The following is a 19,858-nucleotide window of genomic DNA, read 5'->3' on the forward strand; positions in this document are numbered from 1 at the left end:
ACCTCGCTTCGCTTCAGTGTCGCCTCTCAGCGCCTCGTCCGCTCCGTCCGGTCCGACCCGCAGCGCCTCAGCGCCGCCGGTGAAGGGGCTTTTACGGTTACACCAAACGACTCGCAACCCCTTTTTTCAATTTTCTCACCAAAAATCCAAATTCACACGGAACCAAACCGCAGTTTGAAAAAATGCGTCCCTCGATAAGAGCGACCTTTGCAGCAAAATCCCCAACTAAACAGGGCCAAACACCTCGCACACAACCCACGCCCAGCTTCGCAGCACTTCTGCGAAAAGCCTACAAAGCCCCCTGCCCCACAAACGCAAGCGGCGCCACCCGAAGGCAGCGCCGCTTCAACCGATCAGTATAAGTCAGGTCACGGCCATCCGGCCTTTCAGGCGGCGAGCGGAAAGGCTTGCCCGTCTTGAGTGACCAACTTGTCGTGCAGTGCCTTGATCGCCGCGCCCATGTCGCCACGAGGCATGATATACTGGACATCCACGTTGCGCGGTCCTTGGGACGCGCCCAGCGAGGCCAAACCAGCTTCGTCGAGTGCCAGCAAACCGCGGGTCAGGACAGAGAGACCCAGCAAGTCGCGACCAACAGCAGACACGATAGACACTTCACGGATGCTGATTTCCGACTGCGGATAGATGCGCATCAGGTCTTTTTCAACACGGCGCACATCCGGCATGGAAGCATCTACATAGTGCGTGATCGTATTTGCATTCGACACCTTGGACACGATGCGCACACCATGGCGCGTCAGTGCATCGAGGATCGCGGCATCATAGCCTTTCACCCCAACCATATCCTGTTCGAACACTTCCAGCGCAAGAACCTCCAAGCCGGTCACAATCTCTACCGCCGCGGTGTCCGCAGGTTGGTCGTCGATCAATGTACCCGGATCTTCCGGCTCAAAGGCATTGGCCACACGCAAAGGCACGCCAGCCTGGCGAAGGGTTTTCGCCGCCGAGGGGTGGATGGCCTCCATCCCAAGGTTCGCCATCTGGTCGGCAACGTCGTAGTTTGTCCGGCCGAGCTTGCGCACCTTGTCGGCACCAACCAGTTTCGGGTCGGCGGACGACAGGTGGAATTCCTTGTGGATGACCGCCTCGCGGGCGCCCGTCAAAGCGGCCAGCTTGGAAAAGGTCACTTCGGAGTAGCCGCGGTCGAATTCACGCATCAGCCCCTCAGAGCATTGCGCATAGCCCGTCACAATGGCCAGCTCATCAGACATGTTGACGTCTTCAAGGGCGGACATGATCCGCTGCTCCAACGTGACTTCGTCTTCGTCACGCCAGCCGGTCAGGTCAACAAGACGCGCGTTGACACCAGCCCGCCGCAACAGCAGCACGGTCACCAGCGCCGAGTGCGCCTCGCCCAATCCGGAGAGCAACTCACGAATCTGCAGCAGATGCGTGTTCAACCTGAAGTGCCCGTAGGAACACAGGCGCTGCAAGTCGATCAGGCAATTGCGGGCGCCTTCAATTCTTTCGTTCACGAAATCGGTCGCATCGGCGACGTCCTGGGCATCATCAAGGATCTCGCTGTGCGCCTCGATCATCGCGGCGCGGGTCTGGTCCAGCGCGTCGTTCCAGCTGTCCTCGCCATTGCCGTCGGCAAAGTTGGCGTAGATGCCGGGCTTGCCAGTCTTCTTGTGTTCAAGCAGCGCGTTGGTAATTCCGGCAAACGCCGACACAACAAAGACGCGCCCATACTGCGGTTCACCGTTTTTGATGAAAAGCGTGTCACGCAGTTCGTTCAGGCGGGACATGGACGTCCCGCCGATTTTCTCGACCGTATGGGCCATGGCTTACGCATCCTCCAGGTCGGGAGCGGCGTAGGAGCCGTCGGCCTGGTGCACTTCTTTGCCAGTAACAGGTGGGTTGAAGCAGCAGGCCATAACCAGCTCTTCATCTGCGCGCAGGATGTGCTTGTCATGCTCATTCAAAGCATACATCACGCCAGGCTTGATCTCATGCGTTTCATTGGTGGCAAGATCCGTGATCGAGCCGCTGCCCTGCATGCAGTAAACGCTCTCGAAGTGGTTCTTGTAATGGAACGTGTGCTCCGACCCGGCTTCAAGGAAGGTGATGTGGAAGGAGAAACCCATCTTGTCGTCGGCCAGCAGCATGCGGACAGATGTCCACTTGGCGTCCGAGACGACACGGGTGGGTTCGGATTTTGCGATTTCGTTAAAGTCACGAACAATCATGGGGATTACTCCGCTGCAATTTTGGTTGTTTCAAGGGTTTCGGCGGCTGCGGACGTCAGGATGTCGATGCCCTTTTGCAGCACATCGTCAGGTGTCGTCAGCGGGGCCAAGATCTTGACGACCTCGTCCTCTGCGCCGGAGGTCTCGATGATAAGACCTTTTTCGAAAGCGCGCGCGCAGATCGCACCGGCCACATCGCCCGATCCCACATCCACACCGCGCATCATGCCGCGACCCTTCAGAGTGGCGCTTGGCACCATGTCGGCGATCTGTTGCAGACCGGCTTTCACAATCTCGCCACGGCGAGCGATGTCTTTCTGGAATTGATCGTCTGACCAGAATTTTTCGATGGCAACGCGCGCCGTAACAAAGGCGTGGTTGTTGCCACGGAAGGTGCCGTTGTGCTCCGCAGGCTTCCAGATGTCGTACTGCGGACGGATCAGCAGCGCGGCGAAGGGCAGCCCCATTCCGGACAGCGACTTGGCCAGCGGGATAAGATCAGGCTGAACGTCCATTTCCTCGAAAGAAAAGAACGTGCCGCAGCGACCGATACCAGCTTGGATATCGTCCAGAATCAGCAGCGCGCCGTGCTTTTTCGCCAGACGACCGATGCCTTCGAGCCACTCCTTGGACGCGGCGTTCAGACCGCCCTCGCCCTGCACCGGCTCCAGAAGGAAAGCCGCAGGCGCATCGACACCGGAGCTCGGATTGTCCAGCATCTGCTCGATCAAGGACAGCGTGTCTATGTTGTCACCAAAAGCGCCTTCGAATGGCATCCGGGTCACGCCATGCAAATCCATGCCCGCGCCACCACGTTTGCCCGCGTTACCGGTCGCTGCCAACGCGCCCATGGTCATGCCATGGAACCCGTTGGTGAAGGCGATCACATTTGACCGTCCGGTCACTTTGCGCGCCAGCTTCATGGCCGCCTCAACCGCGTTTGTGCCGGTCGGGCCGACCATCATGACCTTGTGGTCCATGCCGCGCGGCTTGAGGATCTTTTCCTCAAAAGTTTCGAGAAACGCCGCCTTGGTATCGGTGTACATGTCCAGGCCATGCGCAATGCCGTCGTTCGATATGTGCTCGATCAATGCCGTCTTCATGTCAGGGTCGTTGTGACCGTAGTTCAGCGACGAACAGCCTGCCAGAAAATCGATATAGGTTTTACCGGTGCTGTCAGTCATTTCCGACCCGGAAGCCGAGGTAAATGTCGTGTCGAAGTTGCGGCAGTAGCTGCGCGCCTCGGATTCACGGCGTTCAAAAACAGGATGCACAGAAGAATTGGAAGCAGTCATGGACAGCTCCTTTCTATGAAAAAATAAGGATTGAGACTGAAGAAAGCGGGGCGCCAATCAGGCGGCGCGCTCCATTTTTTCTTCGTCGAATTCGATGGTCACCATGTTCTCGGTGCTGGCCTGACCGTCGAAGTGCTCTGCCTTCTTGAAGTGCGGCTTGTAGCTCAGATCACCGCCCATGGTGCGAGCGAACTTTCGGAACAGACCCCATGACGCAGCATTATCGCTGGTGATGGTTGTCTGGAGAGTATCGACGCCATCGCAGACGTCACGTCCAAGGATCTCACGCATCATAAGGACGCCAAGGCCAAGGCCCCGCGCCTTTTCACTGACAGCCACCTGCCAGACAAAAAGCGTGTGCGGCTCGCTCGGCTTTACATAGCCGGAAACCCAGCCCACCACTTCGCCGTCCAATTCAGCAACGACACATGTGTCGGCGAAGTGGTCGCATTGCAGCAGGTTACAGTAGATCGAGTTCTCGTCCAGCGGCTTGCAGGCGCTGACAAGATCCCAGATGGCAGTCCCATCCTCTGCGTTCGGGATGCGCAGTGTCGGGATTTTGGCTCGCGCCAGATCGCGTGGATGTTGCATGAGTCTCTCTCGTATTGCTTCCTTCGATAGACAAAGTATCTGATCGGACGGTTATTTCAAGTGTCTAAGTAAAAAAATGGACATTTGCGTAAAAACACCCATATTTGCTTAGATAAATCAATCGAAACGGGAGATAGCCCACTTTGTCACTCAAAGTAAAACCACCTTGCAGCCAGCTTGAGGCCCCGGTAGTGCTTCACCATCGTGTTAAAGAGGTCACTATGGATCGGGTCGACAACAGCCTCATTGCCCTACGCCGCATCATCCGCGCGACGGAGCTTTACGGTCGCGACCTGAAACAGATCGCCGGTATCACGGCCGTACAGTTCCGCGCCCTGCAAATCATTGGCGAAAAAGGATACGCCACGGCAAAGGAAGTCAGCACACGGATGCGGGTCAGCCAGGCGACCGTGACATCGCTGGTCGACAAGCTGGTGCGCGAAAACATGGTCACGCGCGAAAAATCGGAGACGGATCGCCGTCAGACCGACATTTGCATAACCGAACAAGGACGCGACACGCTCGAAAATGCGCCAGATCCCTTGCAACAGCGCTTTGTACGCAAGTTCGCTGCGATGGAAGACTGGGAGCAGACAATGCTGCAGGCCATGCTCGAACGTGTGGCCAGCATGATGGACGCCGAGGATCTTGACGCCTCCCCAGTGCTGGACACCGGGGATATCAAGCATTAGCTGCACCTCGCCGCGCTGCTCGCGGCGTAGCGGATGTGTGACGCGCACAACATGTGGCGCTGTCCATCCGCTGTTAACCTTGCTTAACAAGGTTTAAGGGTTCACCTTGCCTCAAAGGGTCGATCACGTCAGATCGCCACCCCAAAAGGGGCGAGACTGACCCCCAAAGCGGCGCTTGCGTACAAGCGAGCATGGATCCGACCCTACGTAATAGCCATGCAGGGGTGGGGAAGCCTCCTTGCGTCAACGAAAAACGTAAAACAGGAGGGAATATGTTTCAAAAGATCGTCGTACCCGTCGACCTGACCCACGCGGACAAACTTAACAATACGCTGCAGATCGTTGCCGATCTGGCGATGAGCCACGGTGCCGAAGTCTGTTACGTCGGGGTCACCGCAACCACGCCCACCGCGGCCGCCCACAGCCCCGAAGAATATGCCACCAAACTGGCCGAATTCGCCACGGCACAAGGACAGAAAGGCTTTGCCACGTCGGCGAAAGCCCTGACCGCACCGGATCCTGCCGTGGATACGGACAAGAAACTGCTCGAAGCGCTGAAAGACATCGGCGCCGATCTGGTGGTCATGCAAACACATGCGCCGAACGCGACCGACTACATCTGGTCAGGCCACGGCGCATCGATTGCGGCTCACGCAGACGCATCCGTCTTTCTCGTGCGCAGCTAAAGCGCACGAACCGGGGCGCACCGCCCCGCAACAGAAATCCTGCGAACAGGACAATAAAAGGAAAGAGAGGACATATGACGGACGAGAACTCCGAGATAGCCGACGGGATACCGACCCCGGACGGCGCGTCTCATATCATCGATACGGAATACGAAATCGGTCAGGACAACTTCGAAGGGTCTGTAGGCCCGTTCGGCTTTGACATTCACAACCCGGTCTTTGGCATCTCCGGCCTGGCGATCGTGGCTTTTGTGTTTTACACGCTGGCTTTGCCGGAACAGGCTGGCTCGGTCTTCACCTGGCTGTTCAGCTCGGTAACGCAGGGCTTTGACTGGTTCTTTATCGGTGCGGCAAACATCTTTGTTTTGTTTTGCCTGGCACTGATCGTGACGCCGTTGGGCAACGTCCGGCTCGGCGGTACATCTGCCACCCCGGACTACACCTACGTCGGTTGGTTTGCGATGTTGTTCGCAGCTGGCATGGGCATCGGCTTGATGTTCTACGGCGTTTCGGAACCCATGAGCCACTTTTCCTCGTCATTGGGCGGTGTCACCATGGGCGAAGACGGCGTGCGCACCGACTGGGCTCCGCTTGGGGGGGCCGCAGGAGATGAAGCCGAGGCCGCGCGCCTTGGTATGGCAGCAACAATCTTCCACTGGGGCCTGCACCCTTGGGCGATCTATGCTGTGGTTGCGCTGTCGCTGTCCCTGTTTTCCTACAACAAAGGCCTTCCGCTGACGTTCCGCTCTGCCTTTTATCCACTTTTGGGTGAACGGGTTTGGGGCTGGCCTGGCCACGTCATCGACATCCTTGCGGTGTTCGCGACGCTCTTCGGTCTGGCTACTTCGCTTGGTCTTGGCGCGACACAGGCCAACGCAGGTCTCAACGAGCTGTTCGGTATTCCGGTGAATGCAACGACCGAGGTCATCCTGATCTCTGCCATCACGGCCATCGCCTTGGTATCGGTCCTGCGCGGTCTCGACGGCGGTGTAAAGATCCTGTCCGAGATCAACATGGGCCTTGCCTTTGTCCTGCTGCTCTTTGTCCTGCTGGTCGGCCCCACGGTCTACCTGCTGACATTCTTCGCCGACAGCTTGTTGGCGTATCTGCAATACCTGCCGGCACTTGCGAACCCGATTGGCCGCGAAGACACCAACTTCGTTCAAGGCTGGACATCGTTCTACTGGGCGTGGTGGATTTCCTGGTCCCCTTTCGTGGGCATGTTCATCGCACGGGTCTCCCGTGGCCGCACCGTCCGCGAGTTCATCGTCTGCGTTCTGCTGATCCCGTCGATGGTTTGCGTGTTGTGGATGTCTGTCTTTGGCGGCACCGCTCTGCATCAGGTTATCAACGACGGCTACACCGCTGCACAGGAAGCATCGCTTGAACTGAAACTGTTCAAGATGCTTGATGTTCTGCCGTTGACGTCCATCACGTCGTTGATCGGCATCGTGCTCGTGATCGTGTTCTTCGTGACCTCCTCGGACTCCGGGTCTCTGGTCATCGACACCATCACGGCGGGTGGCAAGGTTGACGCCCCTGTGCCCCAGCGTGCGTTCTGGTGCATCTTCGAAGGCGCGGTGGCCATCGTGCTTCTGTTGTCTGCGGGCGGCTTGCAGTCGTTGCAGTCCATGGTGATTTCCACCGGCCTGCCATTCACGGTTGTCTTGCTCGTCATGTGTGTCGCGGTCTGGCGCGGCCTTGTGAACGAGCGCAAACACACCTGATTGCGCAAGCATCCCATTGAAAACAAAAAGCCCGGGCTCGCGTCCGGGCTTTTATTGCGACACCAACCAGCTGCGCCTCAGATCCCTCCCGATCAAGATCACCTGTAAAAAGGTCCGCCGCGCCAAGCAGGCCCCCTCCCCCGCTCCACCCGAGCAGCGGTACCGTTTTGGCCACAGCCGTTTGTTTCACCAATTGTCCGCAGCGCGGCTCAAGGCTTCGGTCAGCGCCCGTCAACGACCTGGCCCTGCCGCACAACTCCATTACCTCTATGTAGACCATTTGCGCGGATTGACCCGCCGTCGCCCTTGGGTATTGATCCCCATCTGAGCGTTGGAAGACTTATTGACCGTAGTGCCCGTATCAATGACGCGCATCTACGCCCCCCTCCACAAAGGGCGCCCTCGGCGCGAGGCCCCTTAGGTCTAGACAATCCCGACTAATTACATCAACTTTATCCATGTAAAAAGATCAGGAACACGCGTGATGCATTCTCAATTACACGACACCGGCACGTTTTCGACAACACATGCCAGCCGCTACCTGCAGCAGCTGTGCAAGCACTTCGGCCACAAGACAGAGGTACAATACGATGAAACGGCTGGCACAATTTCACTTTTGATGGGTCCGGCGCAGCTGCGTGCGACCGATGTTCAACTGGAAGCCGTGATCTCTGCCGCCGACCCCGAAGGTCTTTCAAAAGCACGCCACATCATCGACAAGCACCTCGAACGCTTCGCCTTCCGCGAAGGTTTCAAGGCGATGGATTGGCAAGGCCCGCTTCCTGAGTGACGCAATGCCAGCGCATCGGGACCGAAACGTCAGGTGGTGCGGCTCCTGGAACCGGTAGTCCACATCTCAATGTCCGGCGACCTCACAGACGAATGGAACGCTCGACTCTGCCGCCAACCCCGCCCGGCAGCCGTCCGAGGTCAAGCGACAGCATCCGCCGGCCGGATTGGCTGCGGGTACCAGGCGCTGCGCAGGCGAACCCTGCCAAACAGCAAGTGGGTACACCTCGGCAACATGGCGCCCCGATCATATCGGCGAGGGGCTTGGCCCAACGAAACGGCAACATTCAGATCGTGAACATCAAACCTAGGGGTAAAGCGACACAGCACCTGCCCCACGCATGGCGGCGCCCCCTCTGAACAGGACGTTTCAAGAGAACTATTATCCCGAGACGGCTGCCTTCCACATCACCGGGCTGACGTAGACAACGCTGTCATCGACGCTGACCATCACATCGCCGTCCTGAATGTTGACTTGCAACTTCATGGTGCGGCCTGCCAGCTTTGACAATGCGTCGGTTTCCACCTCTGAAAGATTGACCACCTGAAGGTTGTCGAACCGGGTGGTGCTGTTCTTGATCTTGTCCCACCAGATGTCAGCCGTCTTGCCGCCATAAGCGTAGACGACCACCTTTCCTGCCTTGGCACTGGACTGACGCACGACCTTTTCGCTGGGCAGTCCCAAGGCAATCCAGACATCCAGCTGGCCGCTCAGGCTTTTCTGCCAGATGTCAGGTTCGTCATCGGTGGACAGGCCCTTGGCCATCTCCAGATGTTCATGGGCATTCAAAGCAAAAGCCACGAGGCGAACCATCAGCCGTTCATCCGTCTCCGACGGGTGTTTGGCCACGGTCAGCTTGTGCGTCTCGTAGTAGTGACGGTCCATGTCGGAGACCGACAGTTCGACCTTATAAATGGTGGCTTTTTGCGCCATGATCTGTCCTGAGCTCCAAAAGACGGGGACTAGCCCCGTCTGTCGGTGATGATCGCCCGGATAGCAAGGGCGCAGGCTCAATCAGGCGGCGGTGACGCGCCAGATGATATCGCCCACATCGTCGGCCATCAGCAGTGATTTCCCATCCGGGCCCAGCGTCACGCCAACCGGCCGCCCATAAGCCAGCTTCTCATCCTCAGACAAGAAACCAGACAGGATATCCCGCGACGCGCCGCTGGGTTTGCCGTTCTCGAACGGCACAAAGATCAGCTTGTAGCCACTGAGTTTCGATCGGTTCCACGACCCATGTTGGCCAATGACCATGCCCGCGCCGAAAACGGGCAACGTGCCGTCGGGCATCCAGCACAGACCAAGCGACGCGGTGTGTCCACCAAGCGCGAAATCCGGCGTGACAGCGTGGGAGACCATGGCGGCATCCTGCGGCACGCGGTCATCAACCGTTTGCCCCCAATAGCAATACGGCCAGCCGTAGAAACCATCCTCCTCAACCGAGGTCAGATAATCCGGCGGAGTTTCGTCCCCCAGCCCGTCGCGTTCGTTCACCACGGTCCACAGCTTGCCGGTCACGGGTTCCCACGCCATGCCCACCGCATTGCGCAGACCGGAAGCAAAGATGCGTGCCGCACCGCTTGCCACGTCCAGTTCCCAAATGGCGGCGCGGCCTTCTTCAACCTCCATCCCCTGATCGGCGATGTTGGTCAGCGACCCGACGCCGGCATAGATCTTGCTGCCGTCCGGAGAGACCAGCAGGCTGCGAGTCCAATGGCCATGCGGTTTGAAATCGACCAGTTTTTCGCCCTCGCCCGCCAGCGCCGTGTCGCCAGAAGCATAGTCAAACACGCGTACGCCGTCGGTGTTGCCAAGGTAGAACCGGTCGCCCACCAACGCCATGCCAAAGGGCTGGTTCTGGTTTTCCACGAACACCTTGCGGACCTCGGCGACACCGTCGCCATCCGCATCACGCCAGAGGGTCACGCGGTTGGCGCTTTTGCCGATGGCTTTGACGCGCCGCATGGTCGCCTGTGCGGCGTGGTCCATCAGGGTTTTCGGCGGGCCTGCCTGTTCCTTTGATTCCGCCACCAGCACGTCGCCGTTGGGCAGGACTTCGATCCAGCGGGGATGGTCGAGACCGGAGGCAAAGGCGTTCACTTTCAGACCCGGCGCGCAGGTCGGCACATGGCCGTCCTTCCAGCCCTCGGCGGCGGGCATTTTCAGCGTCATGATGCCTTGCTTGCGGGCCTCGGGGATATCGGGCGTCGCGCCGAATGCCTGATGCGACGGCGCGCCCATACGCCGGACAAAGGCGATCGAGCCGCCAACCATGGCTGTTGCTTTGGCGATGAGGTCCATATCTGCTCCCTGAGATGTTTGTCCTCAAGCTAAAGGAAGTTACAGCGGTCCGACAGAGCATTCGGAGCATACAGCCACGCCACGGCATGGCAGTCCTGACGTTCCGCCAACGGGGATGCGGGCTTTATGCTTCAAATTGAGCGGACAGATAAATGTCGCTCGCGCAATTGAAACCGGATTTGAGATTCAATCCGAAAACGGCCGCCACCTACCGAAAGCGTGCAACGTCAGGGCAGCTGAAGACCAATCCCACCGAGCCAAACTCACCGGCTCTGACCGAGGCCGAAGCAGCGAGAGTGTTTGCCCTTGGGACACGCTGCTGTTGGACCATCGTCTGCACGCCCTTCATGTGCAGTGCTGGCCAAATACGCCAACGAATTCCCTGTGCGGATCCAAAAGGATTGCAACAGTGTATGAGCCGGAGCTTCCTTGCGAAGTACAAGATCCGTAACTGGCCTCGCACACTGATCGTTGACACAGCCTCAGTCAGACACGCAACGCATCAGATCACACGTTCCGCACCGCAATCAAAAACGCCTTTCATCAATCGGGCATCTGCCCACAGCGTCTGAAACCAGATCAGACAGCATTCCTCATCGACGGAAAAATCGCCCGCGGCTGTTGAAAAAAACCACGCCATTCAATGAGCAAACCGCCGGACCGAGCGCGGTGCGTGTGCACTTTACGCATCTGACCCCTTGCCCAGCCGTGGCGCCCCGGCCAGAGTGTTGCTCGATGTGTCAGGCATACATTGCCCGCATCGGATTTTCACTCCGACCGAAAGCCCTTCATGAACAAGCTCCAGAGAACGCCAGAGCGCTACACGACCGAGGAATACCGCAAACGCCTGTCCAAACTCCGACTGAAGATGGAAAAGCAGGGGTTGGACATGCTCATCCTCTCCGACCCGTCGAACATGTCCTGGGTGTCGGGATACGGGGGCTGGTCCTTTTATGTGCATCAATGCGTCGTAGTGGGCCCGACCGGCGATCCGATCTGGTTCGGGCGATCACAGGACGCGCAGGGTGCATATCGCACGGTCTGGATCTCGCGCGACAACGTCATCGGCTACCCCGATCACTATGTGCAGTCGACCGAATGCCACCCGATGGAATATCTTTGCGAAAAGCTCACCGATATGGGCTGGGACAAGGGCACCATAGGCGTCGAGATGGACAATTACTGGTTCTCCGCCCGCGCCTATGAGCGGCTGCAACACGGGTTGCCGAATGCGAAATTCCAGGACGCCACCGGCTTCATCAACTGGGAACGTGCAGTAAAGTCCGACAAGGAACTGGAATACATGCGGCAGGCGGCGCGCATCGTCGAGCGGATGCACCACCGTATTGCCGACAAGGTCGACGTTGGGGTCCGCAAATGCGACCTGGTGGCCGAGATTTACGATGCCGGTCTGCGCTATGACGAATGGTATGGTCATGGCGGTGATTACCCTGCCATCGTGCCGCTGCTGCCATCGGGCCCGGACGCCGCTGCGCCACATCTGACATGGGACGATCTGCCCATGAAGAACAACGAAGGCACATTCTTCGAGATCGCGGGCTGTTACCAGCGCTATCACGTCCCGCTCTCAAGAACGATCTTTCTAGGAAAGCCCCCGCAGGAAATTCTGGATGCGGAAAAGGCTGTGATCGAAGGGATGGAAGCCGGACTGGAGGCCGCGCGCGCCGGGAACACCTGTCACCATATCGCGGATGCGTTCTTCAACTCGTTGGAAAAGCGCGGGATCGTCAAGGACAACCGCTGTGGCTATTCAATCGGCCTGAGCTACCCGCCGGACTGGGGCGAACGCACCATGTCTTTGCGTCGCGGCGATATGACGGAGCTGGAGCCGGGAATGACGTTTCACTTCATGACCGGTTTGTGGATGGAAAGCTGGGGATACGAGACCACGGAATCCATTGCGATTACCGATGGCGACCCGGAGGTATTTTGCGACCTGCCGCGCAAGATGCTTGTGAAATCGTAGGATGAGAGTGTCGCGAGGGACCAGCCCCTCGCGCACCCCGGTGTATGTTTGAAGTACAGAAACAGGGGCGCAGCGGGTTTCGCCGCGCCCCTTATCATGTCAGCCAAGCTCGGGCGCGACGGGCACAACCACGCGACCACGGATCTGGCCGTCGAGGAATTTCGGCGCCGTGGCGATGACCTCGGAGAGCGGCACTTCAACAGCGAGACCGCCTAGTTTGGAGAGGTCGAGCTCTTTGGCCAAGGCGTCCCAAGCGGCGCGGCGTTTTTTGGCCGGGCACATGACGCTGTCCACACCCGCAAGCGTCACACCGCGCAGGATGAAGGGCGCAACGGAGCTCGGAAGGTCCATGCCTGCCGCCAGACCGCAAGCCGCCACCGTGCCGCCGTACTGCATCATGGACAGCAGATTGGCCAAAACAGTGCTGCCCGCCACGTCCACGCCACCCGCGAAGCGCTCCTTGTTCAGCGGGCGCACCTTGCCTGACAGGTCTTCGCGGTCGATGACCTCGCTGGCGCCAAGGCCCTTGAGGTAGTCCGCCTCGGAGGCCCGGCCCGTGATGGCCGCCACTTTATATCCGCGATTGGCCAGAAGAACCGTTGCCACGGACCCGACACCGCCCGCCGCGCCGGTGACAGCGATCAGACCGCTGTCCGGCGTGACGCCGTTGGCTTCGAGCGCCTGCACGCAGAGCATCGCGGTATAGCCCGCTGTGCCAATTTCCATCGCCTGACGCATGGAAATGCCGTCGGGCAGCGGCACCAGCCAGTCGCCCTTGACCCGTGCCTGTTTCGCCAGGCCACCCCAATGTGTTTCGCCGACGCCCCAGCCGTTGAGGATGACCTTGTCACCGGGCGTGTAGTCGGGATGCTGACTATCGGTGACGACGCCGGCAAAGTCGATTCCCGGAACCATCGGGAATTTACGCACCACGGGCGCGCTGCCGGTGATGGCGAGCGCGTCCTTGTAGTTCAGCGTGGACCACGCGACATCAACGGTCACATCGCCCTCTGGCAACTGGTCAGCGCCGGCCTGGGTCAGGCTGACGGTTTGCTTGTCGTCGGATTTGTCGATCACGATTGCGTCGAACATGTCATTCTCCCACTGGGTTTATGTCTTTGAAATCAGGCTGAAGTAACTTTGGGTGAAGGCGTGCAGAGGCTCTGGCCCCTGCACCATCCTGGCGCGCAGCACGGCACCCTCCCACCCGGTCCAGAAAAGCTGCGCAAGCGCCTTCGGGTCGCCGTTCACGTCGGCTTGGGCAAGACAGGCTTCGGTCCGATCCTGCCACCCGTCAAGGACCGCACTCAATCGTGCGCGGAAGCTGTCTGGCAGGTTTGGCATCTCCTGGCCGAGGTTGCCGATCAGGCATCCGCGACGGAAACCATGTCGCGCCATGCCCGCTTCGGCATCCTTGGCGAAGGCGCGCAGACGGTCGATGGGCGCGCGCCTTGTATCGTCAAGGTTCCGATCAAGCACCGTCAGAAAGTACGCGTCATAAGCGGTGATCAGTTCAGATGCGAAAGCCTCCTTGGACCCGAAATGATGGTAAAAACTGCCCTTGGGCACCCCGGCTGTACTGAGGATCTCATCCACGCCCGAGGCCCCGTAGCCCCGTTCGGTGAGATGAGCCAATCCGGCGCGGATCAGCTTGGCCCGCGTCTCGGACTGGTCCGGGGCGGTGCGCGGACGTCCCCTGCGACGGGGGGAGACAGGCTGATCCGGGGCGGTGTCTTCGGTCATGCCACATTATTTAGACCGACCCGTCTAATAAATCAACCCGGCGGCAATTCAGCCGACCATAAGGCCACGGCGCGTGCCGCCTGCGCGATCAGATCAGCCTGCGTCTGGCCGGTCACACGCTTGCGCGGCTTGAAGTCATGCTCCCCATCCTCCAGCCATTCCAATAGGATGCGGTCCGAAAGTGGATAGGACGCCACCTCATCTCGCGTGCCAAAGGGATCCCGGGTGCCTTGGCAGATCAGAGTCGGCGTCTGCAAAGTCGCCAGATGCGCCACGCGCAGTTTTTCAGGTTTGCCAATGGGGTGAAAAGGATAACCAAGGCACAAGAGCCCGGCCACGCCGAGGTCGTCCGACACCATGCTTGCCACGCGCCCGCCCATGGATTTCCCCCCGATCACCAGCGGCCCCTCCGCCGCCAACAAGCGCACCGCCGCGCGATATTCTGCGCAGAGAAGGTCGACCTTCGGCGGCGGGCGCTTGGCGCCACCAACCCGACGCTGCGCCATGTAGCCGAATTCAAACCGCGCCACGCGCAGCCCCTGCCCGGCCAAAGCCGCTGCCATGTCCTGCATGAAGCCGCTGTCCATTGCAGCCCCCGCTCCGTGTGCCAGAACAACGGTCAGCTGTGCCGCCTGTGGCCCGTCAAACAAAAACATCCCGACGCGTCTCCTCCTCGTATGTCCGGTCACTGTGCGCGGTGCGCAGGTCGGTTCGCAAGCCCATGAAGAATCACTGGATTCGCGCTTTGCAGTCGCTGCGATTTCAGCCGATTTGCGCAAAATTCATGTCAAAACCGGCTTTCAACCCTGCAGGCAGGTCAGCTTCATTGACCCGTTAGTCAATGAGCTTGTCGGTTTCGCACAAAAATTTGGCACCCTCAATGTCGCGCCGATATACAAGTAACCGCTTGATCCCGTTCATACATTCGCCAAACCCGGCATCCGACCACCGCAACGTAACCTCGATCAGCGCGACGCAAGAATTTACACGCGGTATTTTTTAGCCAAGTATTTGATCAGATGCTCTGGGACGAACGCAAACAAAGACGACAATCGCCAAGGCCCTGCACGATGCAGGGCCCTGTGACGTGGAATACGTCCGGCGTTCTGAGCATCAAAATTGCATCAATAGGGAGCAAACCATGAAATCCACCCTTCTGCCGATCGCAGCAGCCGTCACACTGGCGGCCGGAGCCGCAGGCGCCGCCACGCTGGACGACGTCAAAGCGAATGGACAACTCAAATGTGGTGTGAGCCAGGGCCTGCCCGGTTTTTCCACACCCGATGACAACGGCAACTGGACCGGACTGGACGTAGACTACTGCAAGGCGCTCGCCGCCGCGGTTCTGGGCGATGCCGACGCTGTCGAATATGTATCCTTGTCGGCCAAGGACCGCTTCACCGCGCTGTCCTCCGGCGAGATCGACGTGCTGTCGCGCAACACCACATGGACAATCACCCGCGACACCGATCTGGGCATCTCCTTCACTGGTGTGTCTTACTATGACGGTCAGGGCATGATGGTCCCGCGGGACCTGGGCGTGACATCCGCGCTCGAGCTGGATGGCGCAACAATCTGCACCAACACCGGCACCACCACAGAGCTGAACATCACCGACTATTTCAAGCAGCACGACATGGAATTCGAACTGGTCGCGCTGGAAAACTCCGACGAGGTTGTCGCAGCTTACGGCGCAGGCCGTTGCGACGTCTTCACCACAGACCGGTCGGGCGTGGCCGCTGAGCGTCTGAAGCTGGCGGATTCCGACGCGCACATGGTGCTGCCGGAAACCATCTCCAAGGAACCGCTTGGCCCGTCCGTGCGTGCCGATGACGAACAGTGGGAAAAGATTTCCCGCTGGGTGCTGAACGCACTCGTCGAAGCCGAAGAGCTCGGCATCACCTCCGAGAACACCGAAGAGATGATGTCCTCCGAGAACCCCTCCGTTCAGCGTCTGCTGGGTGCGGGTGAAAACGACTATGGCTCGCCCATGGGTCTCGACGCCTCCTGGGCGAAAAACGCCATCGAAGCCGTGGGCAACTACGGTGAAATCTACGAGCGCAACGTGGGTCCGGACACTCCGCTCGGTCTCGACCGCGGCGTGAACTCGCTGTGGACCGACGGTGGCCTGATGTACGCTCCGCCGATCCGCTAATCAGTTTGGCCTTGGAAAGGGACGGGTTCGCCCGTCCCTTTCTACATAATAAAAACAAACGATACGACAGTGGGGAAACATCCATGAGCTCGATGAGCGAAGGCGGCACACCCGCCGGAGGCAAGTCGTCGAAAGAGCGCACCGGTCTGGCAGCGCTGGTTTTCGACGCAAAAGCCCGATCCCTCTTTTTTCAGGCGCTTCTCGCGCTGGCCATTCTGGCGCTGATCTGGGTGGCCATCGGAAACGCCGCCGACAACCTTGCATCGCAGAACAAGCAATTTGGCTTCGACTTCTTTGACAGGCCCTCCGATATTCAGATCCTGACTACCTTCGGGACATGGATCACCGGCTACGAGGCAGGGGAACACACTGTCTTTGACGTCTTTCTGGTGGGCATCGCCAATACGCTGATCGTGTCCATTGTCGGCGTGATCATTGCGACGCTCTGGGGGTTTCTGCTTGGCATCTTCCGTCTGTCGCCGAACTTTGTTCTGCGCAGCTTTGCCACCATCTATGTCGAGCTGTTGCGCAACGTCCCCCTGCTGTTGCAGATCTTTTTCTGGACCGCCGTCTTGCGTCTGGTTGCCCCGTCAGAGCGCGGCACATATTCGACGCTGATCCCCGGTCTGTTCCAATTCGACGCCAAGGGCATCTACGGCCCCTACCCCATCCTCGAGGACGGCTTCGGCCTTGTGCTGATTACGTTCCTGATCGCTGTCGCCGCGTCCATCGGTTACGCGAAATGGGCCAAGAAACGTCAGGACGCCACCGGGCAGCCCTCCCCTGTTGCTCTGGTGTCTGCCGGTTTGATCATTGGCCTGACCGTTGTCGTCTATCTGATCATGGGGCGTCCAATGACGATCGAATGGCCGAACTTCGTGTCAGACGGCCCGATGCTGCGGCGTGGGTTCGAGCGGGGCATCGGCAGCTACATCGCGCCGGAATTCATGGCCTTGCTGCTGGCGCTGGCCAGCTACACCGCCGCCTTCATCGCAGAAATCGTGCGCGCCGGCATTCAGGCCGTGCCCAAGGGACAATCCGAAGCCGCCGCAGCACTTGGCCTGCCTGCAGGCATCGCCATGCGCAAGGTCATCCTGCCGCAGGCGTTCCGCGTGATCGTGCCCCCTCTGACCTCGCAATACCTGAACCTGACCAAGAACTCATCGCTGGCCGCGGCCATCGGCTACCCGGAACTCGTGGCTGTCTTTGCCGGCACGACGCTGAATCAGGTCGGTGCCGCAATCGAGATCATTGCCGTCGTGATCCTTGTGTATCTGGTGATTTCGCTGGTGACATCGTTTTTCATGAACTGGTTCAACAACCGCGTTGCGCTGGTCGAACGGTAAGGAAAAGACATGGTAGACAGACCTGTAGAATATCCCGCCGTCGATCACGAAGTCGCCTATGTGCGCACTGACGACGCGCCAACCCTGCCGGCACCGACGTCCGAGATTGGCGTGAAAGCGTGGCTGTGGAAGAACATCTTCGCCTCCATGGCGGACTATTCCTCCGGCCCCAGGGCCGTGGCGTCGATCCTGATGACCATCATCACGGTTTTCACCGCCTATGCCCTGATCTGGATGATCTGGACGATGCTGGACTTCGCCGTGTTCTCGGCCACCTTCGGGGACCCCGAGGGCCTGAAGCGTGAAGCCTGCCTGCCCAACCCGAACGGAGCCTGCTGGCCCTATGTTCAGGCGAAGTGGTATCAGTTCATGTACGGCTTTTATCCCGACGACCAGGTCTGGCGCATCAACGTGCTGTTTGCGCTGCTGGCCGCCGGCATCGGGTGGCTGGTCTTCGGCCCGTCGCACAAGGGCAAGGTCGCGGCCTTCATGCTGTTCGGCTATCCTCTTCTGGCCTACGTCATGCTCAACGGCATGCCTGTCGAAGACGACGGCGACCTTGGCCACATCTTTGCGGGCATCTGGTTCCCGGCCCTCGTGGCAGCGGTGCTTTTTGCGGGCTGGTGGCTGGCCAGTTCCGGCAAATTCGGTGACGTCGGTCAGGCCTTTGCGCCCGCCTTGCTGATGGGCGTGATCGTGGTCGGCATCTTTGCGGTGCTTCCGCTGGTGACCATGACCCTCGACCTCGCGCTTGGCACCGAAGTGGTGGAGACCAACAAATGGGGCGGGCTGACCATCACGCTGGTGGTCGCCATTGCCGGCATTGTCGTGTCCCTGCCCGCTGGCATGTTGCTGGCGCTGGGGCGACGCTCCAACGCACCGATCATCCGCTACTCCTCCGTGATCTTCATCGAAGTCGTCCGGGGCATCCCGCTGATCTCGGTGCTGTTCTTCGCCTCCGCGATGCTGCCCTACTTCCTCGCGCCCGGCGTGGACTTCAACAAGCTGCTGCGCGCCATGATCGGCGTGATGCTGTTCGCCTCCGCCTATATGGCAGAAGTCATCCGCGGCGGCCTGCAAGCGATCCCGAAGGGCCAGTACGAAGGCGGCATGTCGCTTGGCCTGTCCTTTTGGCAGCAGATGCGGCTGATCATCATGCCGCAGGCTCTGACGACAGTCATTCCGGGCATCGTGAACACCTTCATCGGCCTGTTCAAAGACACCACGCTTGTTCTGATCATCTCGATCTTCGACTTGCTGGGCATCCTCTTGGCGACGCTGAAAGACCCGGAATGGGCAACCGCCTCAACCGCCTACACAGGCTATCTCGTGATCGCGCTGATCTACTGGATCTTCTGCTTCGGCATGTCCCGCTACTCCGTCCACATGGAACGCAAACTCGACCGGTCGCACCGGTAAGAGGAGATTATTGCAATGACCGACACGGCAACCGCCCCCCGCACCGCGATGAATGTCTCTGACGAGATAGCCATCGAAATCTCCGGCCTGAACAAATGGTTCGGCTCCTTCCACGTTTTGCGTGACATCAACCTGACCGTCTACAGCGGCGAGCGTATCGTCATCTGTGGTCCGTCCGGCTCGGGCAAATCCACGATGATCCGCTGCATCAACGCGCTGGAGGAACATCAGGAAGGGATCATCGAAGTTGACGGCACGCGCCTGACAAACGACCTCAAGAACATCGACAAGGTGCGCTCCGAGGTTGGCATGTGCTTCCAGCACTTCAACCTGTTCCCGCATCTTACGATCTTGGAAAACTGCACGCTGGCACCGATCTGGGTGCGTAAAACGCCCAAAAAGGAAGCCGTCGAAACCGCGATGCATTACCTCGAAAAGGTGAAGATCCCCGATCAGGCGAACAAATACCCCGGCCAGTTGTCCGGCGGTCAGCAGCAACGTGTGGCCATCGCGCGTTCGCTGTGCATGAAACCGCGTGTCATGCTGTTCGACGAACCGACATCGGCCCTCGACCCGGAGATGATCAAGGAGGTGCTCGACACCATGATCGAACTGGCCGAGGAAGGCATGACAATGCTCTGCGTCACGCACGAAATGGGCTTTGCCCGGCAGGTGGCGAACCGGGTCATTTTCATGGACCAGGGCCAGATCGTCGAACAAAACGAGCCGGAGGCCTTCTTCAACAATCCACAGTCCGAGCGTACAAAGCTCTTCCTGAGCCAGATCCTCGGCCACTGATCCGAATAACGATACTAAAGCGCCTCCGCCGACTAGGGCGGGGGCGTTTTCATGCCGTAGGCATGCATATGCGGACGTCATAAATTTGTGATTTACGTTAGGTGACATTTTGCTT

18 protein-coding genes are annotated in these 19,858 nt (G+C 59.2%); 9 read left to right on the forward strand and 9 right to left on the reverse strand.

Annotated features, from left to right (window positions below; translation table 11 throughout):
* Nucleotides 1-386: 386 nt before the first annotated feature.
* From J4E08_RS22990 to ectA, 4 genes are read right to left on the reverse strand one after another with little or no spacing between them, the layout of a single operon-like run.
* Nucleotides 387-1,805 carry an aspartate kinase gene (locus J4E08_RS22990; RefSeq protein ID WP_349540496.1) on the reverse strand — a complete coding sequence of 473 codons (1,419 nt, stop codon included), beginning with the start codon at nucleotides 1,803-1,805 and terminating at the stop codon, nucleotides 387-389.
* Nucleotides 1,806-1,808: 3 nt separating this feature from the next.
* Nucleotides 1,809-2,210, reverse strand: a complete 402-nt coding sequence (locus J4E08_RS22995) for an ectoine synthase (protein ID WP_183966420.1) — start codon at nucleotides 2,208-2,210, stop codon at nucleotides 1,809-1,811.
* A 5-nt stretch (nucleotides 2,211-2,215) separates the two neighbouring features.
* Nucleotides 2,216-3,505 carry a diaminobutyrate--2-oxoglutarate transaminase gene (gene ectB, locus J4E08_RS23000; RefSeq protein WP_349540497.1) on the reverse strand — a complete coding sequence of 430 codons (1,290 nt, stop codon included), beginning with the start codon at nucleotides 3,503-3,505 and terminating at the stop codon, nucleotides 2,216-2,218.
* A gap of 57 nt (nucleotides 3,506-3,562) precedes the next feature.
* A complete protein-coding gene (ectA, locus tag J4E08_RS23005; RefSeq protein WP_183966418.1) occupies nucleotides 3,563-4,096 on the reverse strand; it encodes a diaminobutyrate acetyltransferase in 534 nt (177 codons plus the stop codon).
* A gap of 221 nt (nucleotides 4,097-4,317) precedes the next feature.
* Here ectA and J4E08_RS23010 point away from each other — a divergent pair, with 221 nt between their 5' ends.
* From J4E08_RS23010 to J4E08_RS23025, 4 genes are all read left to right on the forward strand, one after another.
* Nucleotides 4,318-4,788, forward strand: a complete 471-nt coding sequence (locus J4E08_RS23010; RefSeq protein WP_183966417.1) for a MarR family winged helix-turn-helix transcriptional regulator — start codon at nucleotides 4,318-4,320, stop codon at nucleotides 4,786-4,788.
* Nucleotides 4,789-4,979: 191 nt separating this feature from the next.
* Complete coding sequence (locus J4E08_RS23015; protein ID WP_349540498.1) at nucleotides 4,980-5,474, forward strand: universal stress protein; 495 nt, start codon at nucleotides 4,980-4,982, stop codon at nucleotides 5,472-5,474.
* A gap of 74 nt (nucleotides 5,475-5,548) precedes the next feature.
* Nucleotides 5,549-7,201 carry a BCCT family transporter gene (locus J4E08_RS23020; RefSeq protein ID WP_349540499.1) on the forward strand — a complete coding sequence of 551 codons (1,653 nt, stop codon included), beginning with the start codon at nucleotides 5,549-5,551 and terminating at the stop codon, nucleotides 7,199-7,201.
* 484 nt (nucleotides 7,202-7,685) lie between these two features.
* Nucleotides 7,686-7,991, forward strand: coding sequence for a DUF2218 domain-containing protein (locus J4E08_RS23025; protein WP_349540500.1), 306 nt, complete (start codon nucleotides 7,686-7,688; stop codon nucleotides 7,989-7,991).
* 381 nt (nucleotides 7,992-8,372) lie between these two features.
* On the opposite strand, the gene J4E08_RS23030 is transcribed toward J4E08_RS23025, so the two are convergent.
* Nucleotides 8,373-8,924: a YaeQ family protein gene (locus J4E08_RS23030; protein ID WP_349540501.1), complete on the reverse strand. Its 552-nt coding sequence runs from the start codon at nucleotides 8,922-8,924 to the stop codon at nucleotides 8,373-8,375.
* An 81-nt stretch (nucleotides 8,925-9,005) separates the two neighbouring features.
* Nucleotides 9,006-10,295: a PQQ-dependent sugar dehydrogenase gene (locus J4E08_RS23035; RefSeq protein WP_349540502.1), complete on the reverse strand. Its 1,290-nt coding sequence runs from the start codon at nucleotides 10,293-10,295 to the stop codon at nucleotides 9,006-9,008.
* Between the two features lie 790 nt (nucleotides 10,296-11,085).
* On the opposite strand from J4E08_RS23035, the gene doeA reads away from it, so the two are divergent.
* Nucleotides 11,086-12,282, forward strand: a complete 1,197-nt coding sequence (doeA, locus tag J4E08_RS23040) for an ectoine hydrolase DoeA (protein WP_349540503.1) — start codon at nucleotides 11,086-11,088, stop codon at nucleotides 12,280-12,282.
* A gap of 99 nt (nucleotides 12,283-12,381) precedes the next feature.
* On the opposite strand, the gene acuI is transcribed toward doeA, so the two are convergent.
* Genes acuI through J4E08_RS23055 form a run of 3 tightly spaced genes read right to left on the reverse strand, consistent with a single transcriptional unit; the run spans nucleotide 12,382 to nucleotide 14,681 of the window.
* Nucleotides 12,382-13,374, reverse strand: a complete 993-nt coding sequence (gene acuI / locus J4E08_RS23045; RefSeq protein WP_349540504.1) for an acrylyl-CoA reductase (NADPH) — start codon at nucleotides 13,372-13,374, stop codon at nucleotides 12,382-12,384.
* Nucleotides 13,375-13,392: 18 nt separating this feature from the next.
* Entirely contained in the window at nucleotides 13,393-14,025 is a 633-nt protein-coding gene (gene acuR / locus J4E08_RS23050; RefSeq protein WP_349540505.1) for an acrylate utilization transcriptional regulator AcuR, read from the reverse strand.
* Nucleotides 14,026-14,057: 32 nt separating this feature from the next.
* Nucleotides 14,058-14,681, reverse strand: a complete 624-nt coding sequence (locus J4E08_RS23055) for an alpha/beta family hydrolase (protein WP_349540506.1) — start codon at nucleotides 14,679-14,681, stop codon at nucleotides 14,058-14,060.
* Nucleotides 14,682-15,166: 485 nt separating this feature from the next.
* On the opposite strand from J4E08_RS23055, the gene J4E08_RS23060 reads away from it, so the two are divergent.
* The 4 genes from J4E08_RS23060 (at nucleotide 15,167) to J4E08_RS23075 (ending at nucleotide 19,743) form a co-directional block, all read left to right on the forward strand.
* The gene (locus J4E08_RS23060; protein ID WP_349540507.1) at nucleotides 15,167-16,180 is read left to right on the forward strand and encodes an amino acid ABC transporter substrate-binding protein; all 1,014 of its coding nucleotides are present in this window, start codon (nucleotides 15,167-15,169) and stop codon (nucleotides 16,178-16,180) included.
* Between the two features lie 83 nt (nucleotides 16,181-16,263).
* Nucleotides 16,264-17,526, forward strand: a complete 1,263-nt coding sequence (locus tag J4E08_RS23065) for an amino acid ABC transporter permease (RefSeq protein WP_183966396.1) — start codon at nucleotides 16,264-16,266, stop codon at nucleotides 17,524-17,526.
* A 9-nt stretch (nucleotides 17,527-17,535) separates the two neighbouring features.
* Nucleotides 17,536-18,945 carry an amino acid ABC transporter permease gene (locus J4E08_RS23070; RefSeq protein ID WP_183966394.1) on the forward strand — a complete coding sequence of 470 codons (1,410 nt, stop codon included), beginning with the start codon at nucleotides 17,536-17,538 and terminating at the stop codon, nucleotides 18,943-18,945.
* 15 nt (nucleotides 18,946-18,960) lie between these two features.
* On the forward strand, nucleotides 18,961-19,743 hold the full coding sequence (locus J4E08_RS23075; RefSeq protein ID WP_349540508.1) for an amino acid ABC transporter ATP-binding protein: 783 nt from the start codon (nucleotides 18,961-18,963) through the stop codon (nucleotides 19,741-19,743).
* The last annotated feature ends 115 nt before the right edge of the window (nucleotides 19,744-19,858 follow it).

The organism is Sagittula sp. NFXS13 (genome assembly GCF_040148795.1).
Taxonomy (GTDB): domain Bacteria; phylum Pseudomonadota; class Alphaproteobacteria; order Rhodobacterales; family Rhodobacteraceae; genus Sagittula; species Sagittula marina.